General features: G+C 39.7%; 8 protein-coding genes and 1 tRNA gene. 8 read left to right on the forward strand and 1 reads right to left on the reverse strand.

Features of this window, described 5'->3' with window-relative positions; translation table 11 throughout:
* The first annotated feature begins 50 nt into the window (after nt 1-50).
* From AACU95_RS10340 to AACU95_RS10355, 4 genes are all read left to right on the forward strand, one after another.
* Nucleotides 51-749: an RraA family protein gene (locus AACU95_RS10340; RefSeq protein ID WP_141192263.1), complete on the forward strand. Its 699-nt coding sequence runs from the start codon at nt 51-53 to the stop codon at nt 747-749.
* Nucleotides 750-768: 19 nt separating this feature from the next.
* Nucleotides 769-1,293, forward strand: a complete 525-nt coding sequence (locus tag AACU95_RS10345) for a prephenate dehydratase domain-containing protein (RefSeq protein WP_004245580.1) — start codon at nt 769-771, stop codon at nt 1,291-1,293.
* Between the two features lie 70 nt (nt 1,294-1,363).
* Nucleotides 1,364-1,762, forward strand: a complete 399-nt coding sequence (locus AACU95_RS10350) for a cupin domain-containing protein (protein WP_004245582.1) — start codon at nt 1,364-1,366, stop codon at nt 1,760-1,762.
* Nucleotides 1,763-1,821: 59 nt separating this feature from the next.
* Nucleotides 1,822-3,228 carry a 3-deoxy-7-phosphoheptulonate synthase class II gene (locus tag AACU95_RS10355; RefSeq protein WP_004245583.1) on the forward strand — a complete coding sequence of 469 codons (1,407 nt, stop codon included), beginning with the start codon at nt 1,822-1,824 and terminating at the stop codon, nt 3,226-3,228.
* A gap of 69 nt (nt 3,229-3,297) precedes the next feature.
* Here AACU95_RS10355 and tsaD read toward each other — a convergent pair whose 3' ends face one another.
* Nucleotides 3,298-4,320, reverse strand: a complete 1,023-nt coding sequence (tsaD, locus tag AACU95_RS10360; RefSeq protein ID WP_141192264.1) for a tRNA (adenosine(37)-N6)-threonylcarbamoyltransferase complex transferase subunit TsaD — start codon at nt 4,318-4,320, stop codon at nt 3,298-3,300.
* Nucleotides 4,321-4,662: 342 nt separating this feature from the next.
* On the opposite strand from tsaD, the gene rpsU reads away from it, so the two are divergent.
* The 4 genes from rpsU to AACU95_RS10380 all read left to right on the forward strand — a co-directional run bounded on the left by rpsU (nt 4,663) and on the right by AACU95_RS10380 (nt 9,247).
* A complete protein-coding gene (rpsU, locus tag AACU95_RS10365) occupies nt 4,663-4,878 on the forward strand; it encodes a 30S ribosomal protein S21 (protein WP_001144069.1) in 216 nt (71 codons plus the stop codon).
* A 113-nt stretch (nt 4,879-4,991) separates the two neighbouring features.
* Complete coding sequence (gene dnaG / locus AACU95_RS10370) at nt 4,992-6,740, forward strand: DNA primase (protein WP_141192265.1); 1,749 nt, start codon at nt 4,992-4,994, stop codon at nt 6,738-6,740.
* Between the two features lie 190 nt (nt 6,741-6,930).
* Complete coding sequence (rpoD, locus tag AACU95_RS10375; RefSeq protein ID WP_004245586.1) at nt 6,931-8,787, forward strand: RNA polymerase sigma factor RpoD; 1,857 nt, start codon at nt 6,931-6,933, stop codon at nt 8,785-8,787.
* Between the two features lie 383 nt (nt 8,788-9,170).
* Nucleotides 9,171-9,247: transfer RNA gene (locus AACU95_RS10380), tRNA-Ile, on the forward strand.
* Nucleotides 9,248-9,569 lie beyond the last annotated feature (322 nt).

The raw sequence follows: 9,569 nt of genomic DNA on the forward strand, positions 1-9,569 counted from the left end.
ATAACCATAAAAAAATAATCATTTAACTCTGTGAAACATTGGAGTTCACCATGCTACAAAAAATATCTGCCAATAAAATTGCATTAATAAAAAGAATGCAACTTAGTACTCCTACATTAGTCGATATTCTCGATAGTTTAGGAAAAACCATTGTATTAAATAGTCAATTAAAAAGTATTAACCTAGAAAACTTTTATTCTGTTGGACAAGCTTATACTGTGCAATGGAAATTAATTAGAAAACAAAAATCTATTTTAGATAAACAACCTTCTACGTGGGAACAAGTTAGTTCTTTTTTAGTCCCTGAAATAACAGATGCAAAAGGATTATTCTATATAGCCGGAGGACATGAACTAATAACAGAAGCAGCACTTGCAGGTGGCATGAGTTGTACTTATTTTGAAAAATTAGGCTTTGAAGGAGTTATTTTAGGGGGAGCGGTACGAGACAAGAAAGATCTCACCAATCTAACCATTCCAGTCATTGCCACCAATCTTACTCCTACAGATACACAAGGCGCTTATTTTGTCAGTGAGACAGGCACTCAATGCACCATTGAGCATGCCACAATCTGTAGTGGTGATTTAGTGATATCCGATCCTAATGGCACCGTGATTATCCCTTTTTCACTCATCGATAATGTTCTGGAAGAAGCGATTAAGATAGATAGCATTGAAAATAACATGCTAGAAAAAATCAAACATGGGCAACGTTTACCAGAACTTATCAATATAACGGGACGTATATAATAAACAAAGGTGACTGACCATGATAAATATTCATACATTAGGTCCTGCAGGAACAAACTGTGAGAAAGCCGCTTATTATTGGCTAAATAAAAATAATCAACAAGGAAATATTATTCTTCACCCTACATTAGAAACCGCAGTAAAAGAAATGGAGGTAAGCCAAAATAGTATTCTATTAGGTTGTATTGTTTATCCGTTTTTACACAATATTGTTTTTAATAATCTCTCTTTTATCAAATTAACAGATTGTTTTGTTATGGATACCCATAACATGTTATTTGCTAGCCGATTTAATAATATTAAGGAGATAAAAAAGTTAGGTTCTCATCCCGCACCACAAGATCTATTTAGAAAAATAACAGAACTCGATAATATTGAAAGAGTTCTTTTTAATTCAAATAGTGAAGCAGCACTTCAATGTGGTTTAGGGCGAGTAGATGGCTGTATTACCACTCTTAGTGCAGCTAAAAAATATCATTTAAATATTTTATATGATTTTGGCCCTGTCCCTATGGGATTTTCTATTCATTCAAAATTAAATTAAGTAATTAATTACATCACAACAGTCAAAACGTTAATTATCTAGTCACTTGGTTAATAAAAAGGAAAAAACTATGAGCTTATATTTATCTAGTGAAATGATCTCTTATGATATGGATCTAAATAGAAACGAAGGTGAAGAAAGTAAAATTCAAGCTAAATTTATTCATGGCTCTAATTTTACAATGGCATTTTGGACATTTAAAACTAATGCCATTATTCCTGAACATAAACATGAACATGAAACTGCCACATCTATACTAAAAGGCTCTTTGAAACTGACGGTAAATAACCGCATTGTTTATTTACATGCTGGCGACTCTTTTATTATTCCCTCATGGGCCGTTCATCACGCAATTGCTTTAGAGCCTTCTGAGGTTATTGATGTCTATACCCCCGTTAGAGAAGACTATGTTGCAAGGCAAAATGGCGTCATTAAAACCTATTTAGAAACATCTCAACCCCAAGGATAACAAAAAGCGAGGATCACCTCGCTTTTTCTATTCTTACTATAATCGCAGGAGCACTTTCTATGTTTAGCACCTATAATATTGATGTTTTAACAGAACAAAATCATCAATATTTACCAATAGAAAACACCCTATCATTACAGAATATATTTTCCATCTCTTGGCACCCATCATTATGGAAATCTTTACCCGCCAAGCAACTCCCTGAATACCCAGATATACATGCCTTAAATTATTGCAAAGAAAAGCTTAAGCATTATCCCCCGCTAATTTTAGCTTCCGAAATCAGAGCATTTAAAAATTTATTAAAACTTGTTGCAAATGGTGAAGCTTTTCTTCTGCAAGGAGGAGACTGTGCAGAATCTTTTGATGATTGCCAAGCCACTATTATCCGTGATTTAACATTCACCTTATCGCAAATGTCCGCATTAATTGAACAATCAACGGGATTGCCGGTGATTAAATTAGGTCGTATGGCTGGACAATACGCTAAACCTCGTAGCCAAGCATTTGAAACACAAAATGGCTTAACTTTACCCAGCTATCGAGGAGAAATTATTAATGGTCTTGATTTTTCAGTTAAAAGTAGAGAGCCAGATCCGATTAGAATGATAACTGCCTATCATCACTCAGCAGCGACCTTAAATCTGTTACGTGCGATGAATTATACACAATATACCAAGCAACAATGGGCCTTGGATATTAACGCTCATCCTGGCTCTACAGAGCCTGAGCATTATTTCCATTTGCTAGAACAACTCTATCATTCACAACATCATATTATTAATAAACAGCCCGATACCTCTTCTTATTATGTTAGTCATGAAGCTTTGTTACTGCATTATGAGGAATCGATGACTCGTCAAGATTCCATTGACAACAAATGGTATAACTGTTCAGCACATATGGTTTGGGTAGGAGAACGAACAACCGATATTGATCATGCCCATATCGAGTACCTACGAGGTATTGAAAACCCTATCGGTATAAAATGCAGCACCAGAATGTCAGGAGAAAAACTGATTAAGCTAATAGATACTCTTAACCCGAGCAATGAAGTTGGAAAAATTATCTTAATCATTCGCGTGGGTAAAGATGCTATTCATGCATATCTTCCGGAATTAGTAAGAACGGTAAAAGAACATCAACGAGCGGTTATTTGGCAAATAGATCCAATGCATGGCAATACACAATCAGCAAATGACAGTATGAAAACCCGACATTTCAATGATATTGCCGAAGAAACTCGTGCTTTTATTCATATTTTACATGAGATGGGCATACAGGCTGGGGGGATACATTTAGAAATGACCGGACAAGAAGTCACTGAATGTACTGGAGGATTACAACAAATTCGATACACTGACCTAAGTCATGGTTATCAAACTTTATGTGATCCTCGTCTTAACCGGACACAGTCATTAGAGTTAGCGTTCTTGGTTGGACGGCATTGGCATAATTCACTTTAATTGTAACCAAACATAAGTGCTTAGTACTTAAGCCAAGCACTTATCATTACCAACACCGCCAATGGCTAATTATTTATCCGCTAAAGCAGGTAATTCAGCTAAAGGCCAACGCGGTCTCACTGTCACCCCTAAAGGCCCTTCGGTACCACCTTCAAAACGGATCATCCCCGCCAAAGCAATCATGGCACCATTATCGGTACATAACTCAGGGCGAGCATAAAACACTTCCCCTCCGAGTTGTTCCATTATCATTGCCATTTTGGCGCGTAAAGTACGGTTAGCACTTACACCCCCCGCCATCACTAAGCGTTTAAAGCCTGTTTGCTCTAATGCTCGACGACATTTTATTGCCAGAGTATCTACTACGGCATCTTCAAAAGCACGCGCAATATCTGCTCGAGTTTGCTCTGAATCATCGTTTTGACGAATAGTATTAGCGGCAAAGGTTTTTAAACCAGAGAAACTAAAGTCGAGTCCGGGTCTGTCTGTCATAGGGCGAGGAAAAACAAAACGTCCTTCTACACCTTGTTGTGCCATTTTTGATAAAACAGGGCCGCCGGGATAATCAAGCCCCAATAGCTTGGCTGTTTTATCAAATGCTTCACCAGCAGCATCATCAATAGACTCACCTAACAGGGTATATTCCCCAATCCCTGTTACACTAATTAATTGTGTATGCCCCCCCGAGACAAGTAACGCCACGAAAGGAAAATCTGGCGTTTTCTCTTCAAGCATCGGCGCTAATAAATGCCCTTCCATATGGTGAACTGGAATAGCAGGCACATCCCATGCAAACGCCAGAGAACGACCAATAGTCGCCCCCACCAGCAATGCTCCTACCAGCCCTGGTCCTGCAGTATAAGCGACCGCATCAATATCTTTTGCAGTTAAATTTGCTTCTTTAAGGGCGGCTTGGATCAGTGGCACTGTTTTGCGGATATGATCTCGTGAAGCAAGCTCGGGAACAACACCACCATAGTCGGCGTGCAGTTTTATTTGGCTATAGAGTTGATTCGCTAACAGACCGGCTTTATCATCGTAAATTGCGATACCGGTTTCATCGCAAGATGTTTCAATACCTAAAACTCGCATGACGCTTCCAAATTCTTCCTCGCGCAATGGCGTAATGGATCGATTGTAGCATTATTTCGCTAATTTAATACGTCTTCGCCACAACTTTTACATACCAGTATGTGACAAATTTCTTTTTCTGGTCTATAATTATCCACCTATTTTACATGATTTAAATGTGTGGTTAGCAACTATCACGTTGTGTTTTGAATAAATTAAGACACAAAAGTGAGAGTTTGCGTTTCAATTTTGTGCATCTCTTTACAAAGTGCCCTGCTTTGAAGTAAAATTCCGCACCATTTTAAATGTCGGCTGGCTAAAATCATGCCAGCACAAACCGATTTCTATTGAGGTGAGAGGCACATGCCGGTAATCAAAGTACGTGAAAACGAGCCATTTGACGTTGCTCTTCGTCGTTTCAAACGCTCTTGCGAAAAAGCAGGCGTATTAGCAGAAGTTCGTCGTCGTGAATTTTATGAAAAACCAACGACTGAGCGTAAACGCGCTAAAGCATCAGCAGTAAAACGTCACGCTAAAAAATTAGCTCGCGAAAACGCACGTCGTACTCGTCTGTACTAATAAATTGCGGCTGATACCGCAATTTATGCAGACACTGTAGTCGCAGTTAAAAGGCCGTGCTTTCTTATGAGAGCGCGGCTTATTCTCGTTCAACAACAGGCGTAAAAGGGCTTATGGCTGGACGAATTCCACGTTCATTTATCAATGATTTATTAGCACGAACCGATATCATCGATCTTATCGACGCTCGTGTGCCGCTTAAAAAACAAGGCAAAAATCATTCAGCGTGTTGTCCGTTTCATAATGAAAAAACGCCCTCTTTTACAGTAAATAGCGACAAACAGTTTTATCACTGTTTTGGTTGCGGTGCGCATGGCAATGCTATTGATTTTTTGATGAACTACGACAGACTTGATTTTGTCGAAACCATTGAAGAGTTAGCAGCAATGCATGGGTTAGAAGTTCCTTATGAATCAGGAACTGGCAGTAGCCCGATTGAGCGACATATAAGACAAAATCTCTATCAAGTGATGGAGAAATTGAACCAGTATTACAAAAGCACCCTCAATACCCCTGACGCTCAGGAAGCAAGAAATTATCTTGCGTATCGCGGGCTAAGTGAAGAGGTTATTACCCGCTTTTCTATCGGCTTTGTACCTACGGGTTGGGACAATATCCTAAAACGTTTTGGGCAAAATCCCGATACTCAAGCCCTGTTACTTGAAGCAGGAATGGTAATAACAAACGATAAAGGTCGCACTTATGACCGTTTTCGTCAGCGCGTTATGTTTCCGATTAGAGACAGACGAGGTCGTGTTATTGCATTTGGTGGACGTGTATTAGGTGATGATTTACCCAAATACTTAAACTCCCCAGAAACAGAGATTTTCCATAAAGGCCGCCAACTTTACGGGCTTTATGAAGCACAACAGACTCACCCTAACCCAGCTAAGTTATTAGTGGTTGAAGGTTATATGGATGTTGTGGCATTAGCGCAGTTTGGTATTGATTATGCTGTCGCCTCGTTGGGTACATCAACAACCGCAGAACATATCCAGTTGCTGTTTAGAACTACGGATAACGTTATTTGCTGCTATGATGGTGATAGAGCAGGACGAGATGCCGCATGGCGAGCATTAGAAACTGCACTGCCTTTTTTAAACGATGGCCGTTCTTTACGTTTTATGTTTTTACCTGAAGGCGATGATCCTGATTCACTGGTTCGCCGCGAAGGGAAAGAGGCATTTGAAAAACGAATGGAACAAGCACACTCTTTATCTGAGTTTTTATTTGATTCGCTGGTTCCACAAGTGGATTTGAGCACCCAAGAAGGCAATGGCAAACTCTATAGTTTAGCGCGCCCATTAATTGATCAGATCCCAAGTGAGACTTTACGTCTATATTTATTAAGAGAGCTTGGAAATTTAACGGGAAATCCCGATATTGAGCAGATGGATCGTTTATTTGGTAGAAACTCGCTACATCACGAAACATCGTATCAACCGACAAAACTACGTACTACACCAATGCGTATTTTAATTGCCTTGTTGATACAAAATCCCGAGTTTTGCCAATTAGTGCCACCGCTTGAGGGGCTAAATACAGAAAAAATAGCGGGTTTATCGCTTTTTATTGAATTAGTTTCTCTTTGCCAAGCACAGCCAGGCTTGAATACAGGTCAGATTATCGAACTCTATCGAGAGAATAAATTCGGTAAACAACTTGAAAAACTGGCGATGTGGAACGATATAGATATAGATGAGATAGCTGAAAAAACATTTACAGATACGTTAGATCATCTCTTTTTAACCGCAATGGATGAACGTTTAAACGCCCTCATTGCCAAAGAGAGAACTGAAGGTCTAACACAAAATGAACGCGAAGAAGTCCAATTGATAATACAGGCTCGCGTTAAAAAGTAAAACCTAAATTAAGATTAAAAACACGGCTTAATTGCCGCTATCGGTAGGTATAAAAAATAACCTACATTTGCTACGCTGAGGGGATCGTAGCAATCGACAATGAAAATGCCCCTCCGTAGTTATTGTTGGCTGAACCGTTTATCGCCGACCGACACCAACCCAAATTACTTTGAAGTGTGGATACCGTCTTATGGAGCAAAACCCGCAGTCACAGCTGAAGCTACTTGTTACGAAAGGTAAGGAGCAAGGCTACCTGACCTATGCTGAGGTCAATGACCATCTGCCGGAAGATATCGTCGATTCAGATCAAATCGAAGACATCATCCAGATGATTAACGACATGGGCATTCAGGTCATGGAAGAAGCACCTGATGCCGATGATCTGATGTTGGCAGAAAATTCAAATGACACTGATGATGATGCTGTCGAAGCCGCTGCTCAGGTACTTTCTAGTGTAGAATCTGAAATTGGCCGTACAACCGATCCTGTGCGTATGTATATGCGCGAAATGGGAACCGTTGAACTGCTCACCCGGGAAGGTGAAATTGATATCGCAAAACGCATTGAAGATGGTATTAACCAAGTTCAATGCTCAGTTGCTGAATATCCTGAAGCAATCACTTATCTTCTTGAACAATATGATCGTGTTGAAGCCGGTGAAGCGCGTCTTTCTGATTTAATTACTGCCTTTATTGACCCTAATGCCGAAGAGGTGGCAGAAAGTGATGATGTCAATTTAGGCAAAGACGACGATGAAATCGACAACAGCGCCGATGACGAAGATGAAGACGAAGATGAAGATAGCGACACAGACAGTGATAGCGATGATGATAACAGCATCGATCCTGAACTTGCTCGCCAAAAATTCACCGAGCTTCGTGAACAGTACGAAAAAACGCGTCAATCTATTAAGGCCAAAGGTCGTAATCATAAAGATACCGAACTGGAAATTTTACAGTTATCAGAAATTTTCAAACAGTTCCGCTTAGTGCCAAAACAGTTTGATTATCTGGTTAACAACATGCGTGAAATGATGGACAGAGTCCGTGCTCAAGAGCGTCACATCATGCGTCTTTGTGTTGATCAGGTCAAAATGCCTAAGAAAAACTTCATTACTCTGTTTACAGGAAATGAAACTAATGACACATGGTTTACTGCCGCTCGTGCGATGAATAAACCTTGGTCTGAAAAACTGGCAGGTATTGAAGAAGAAGTACAACGTAGCTTACAAAAGTTACAACAAATTGAAGTTGAAACAGGACTGACAATCGAACAGGTTAAAGATATTAACCGTCGTATGTCTATCGGTGAAGCAAAAGCACGCCGTGCGAAAAAAGAGATGGTCGAAGCGAACTTACGTTTAGTTATCTCTATCGCGAAAAAATATACCAACCGTGGCTTACAGTTCCTTGACCTGATCCAGGAAGGGAATATTGGTCTAATGAAAGCGGTTGATAAATTTGAATATCGTCGTGGTTATAAGTTCTCAACTTATGCAACATGGTGGATCCGTCAGGCTATTACTCGTTCAATCGCCGATCAGGCACGTACCATTCGTATTCCGGTACATATGATTGAAACGATTAATAAGCTAAACCGTATCTCGCGCCAAATGTTGCAAGAGATGGGACGTGAGCCTTCACCAGAAGAGCTTGCAGAACGTATGCTGATGCCTGAAGATAAAATCCGTAAGGTACTAAAAATCGCTAAAGAGCCTATCTCCATGGAAACCCCAATTGGTGACGATGAAGATTCACATTTAGGTGATTTTATCGAGGATACTACCCTCGAATTACCTCTGGATTCAGCAACATCAGAAAGCTTACGTTCAGCGACACACGAAGTATTAGGTGGTTTAACACTGCGTGAAGCTAAAGTCCTGCGTATGCGCTTTGGTATCGATATGAATACCGACCATACATTGGAAGAAGTGGGTAAACAATTTGATGTTACCCGTGAACGTATCCGTCAGATTGAAGCAAAAGCGTTGCGTAAATTACGCCACCCAAGCCGTTCTGAAGTGCTACGTAGCTTCCTTGATGAATAATCAATCTCTTTGATTTTGGTAGTAATACAAACGCCTGTGCCTCACAGGCGTTTTTTTATTATCCGGTCTAAACTATATCTGTTTCCAGCGCTGATAATTTTCTTTTATCATCCCTATTCTCTTTTGGTCTATCTTAAGTAACCGCTATCGTTTTCGCTAAAAATCTGCTGATTTTTTCTACCTCTATTTACAAAAAATCACCCTTTTATTTTTACCCTTGTCGATTTTTTACTCATCAAGTCTTTCTTTTTAGACTATCTTATTGAAATAAAAGATTATTATTTAATTTATTTTTTCTACTCTATATTGAACACAAATTGCGCATACAGTCACACAAAGGCTAGACCTCGCCTCAAATGGCACGTATAATCTCACACCATTAAGGCCCCTTAGCTCAGTTGGTTAGAGCAGTCGACTCATAATCGATTGGTCACTGGTTCAAGTCCAGTAGGGGCCACCAAATTTTAGCTGTTAAATCAGCATATTAAGCCACTTTGAGAAAAGTGGCTTTTTTGTATCTAAGGGTTATTGCCCCCTTTTTGTCCCCTGAGGTTTTTTACTGCCCTAATTTTTTTCATGACATGTTACGACAACTTTTATTTTCTCAAAGTATGTCATGCTAATTTTCCCCAATATATTTGTAATTCATTTCAGTTTCAAAAATCTCTATAGCCACCAGCTTAACGGACAGTTCGCCAGCACGCGGAAGCGCATCACCAAACCGACCATGTAGTTTGGTGTATTTGTGACAAACTGTGCTCAGCATATACAGATCCCCCTCC

It is taken from the genome of Proteus sp. G4415 (assembly GCF_963896075.1).
GTDB classification, from domain to species: Bacteria; Pseudomonadota; Gammaproteobacteria; order Enterobacterales; family Enterobacteriaceae; genus Proteus; species Proteus mirabilis.

What these genes read in the sequence shown, in the direction of transcription:
- AACU95_RS10350 (WP_004245582.1), top strand. Translation starts at nt 1,364, where the DNA reads ATGAGCTTATATTTATCTAGTGAAATGATCTCTTATGATATGGATCTA.
- rpoD (WP_004245586.1), top strand. Translation starts at nt 6,931, where the DNA reads ATGGAGCAAAACCCGCAGTCACAGCTGAAGCTACTTGTTACGAAAGGT.
- AACU95_RS10340 (WP_141192263.1), top strand. Translation starts at nt 51, where the DNA reads ATGCTACAAAAAATATCTGCCAATAAAATTGCATTAATAAAAAGAATG.
- dnaG (WP_141192265.1), top strand. Translation starts at nt 4,992, where the DNA reads ATGGCTGGACGAATTCCACGTTCATTTATCAATGATTTATTAGCACGA.
- rpsU (WP_001144069.1), top strand. Translation starts at nt 4,663, where the DNA reads ATGCCGGTAATCAAAGTACGTGAAAACGAGCCATTTGACGTTGCTCTT.
- AACU95_RS10355 (WP_004245583.1), top strand. Translation starts at nt 1,822, where the DNA reads ATGTTTAGCACCTATAATATTGATGTTTTAACAGAACAAAATCATCAA.
- tsaD (WP_141192264.1), bottom strand. Translation starts at nt 4,320, where the DNA reads ATGCGAGTTTTAGGTATTGAAACATCTTGCGATGAAACCGGTATCGCA.
- AACU95_RS10345 (WP_004245580.1), top strand. Translation starts at nt 769, where the DNA reads ATGATAAATATTCATACATTAGGTCCTGCAGGAACAAACTGTGAGAAA.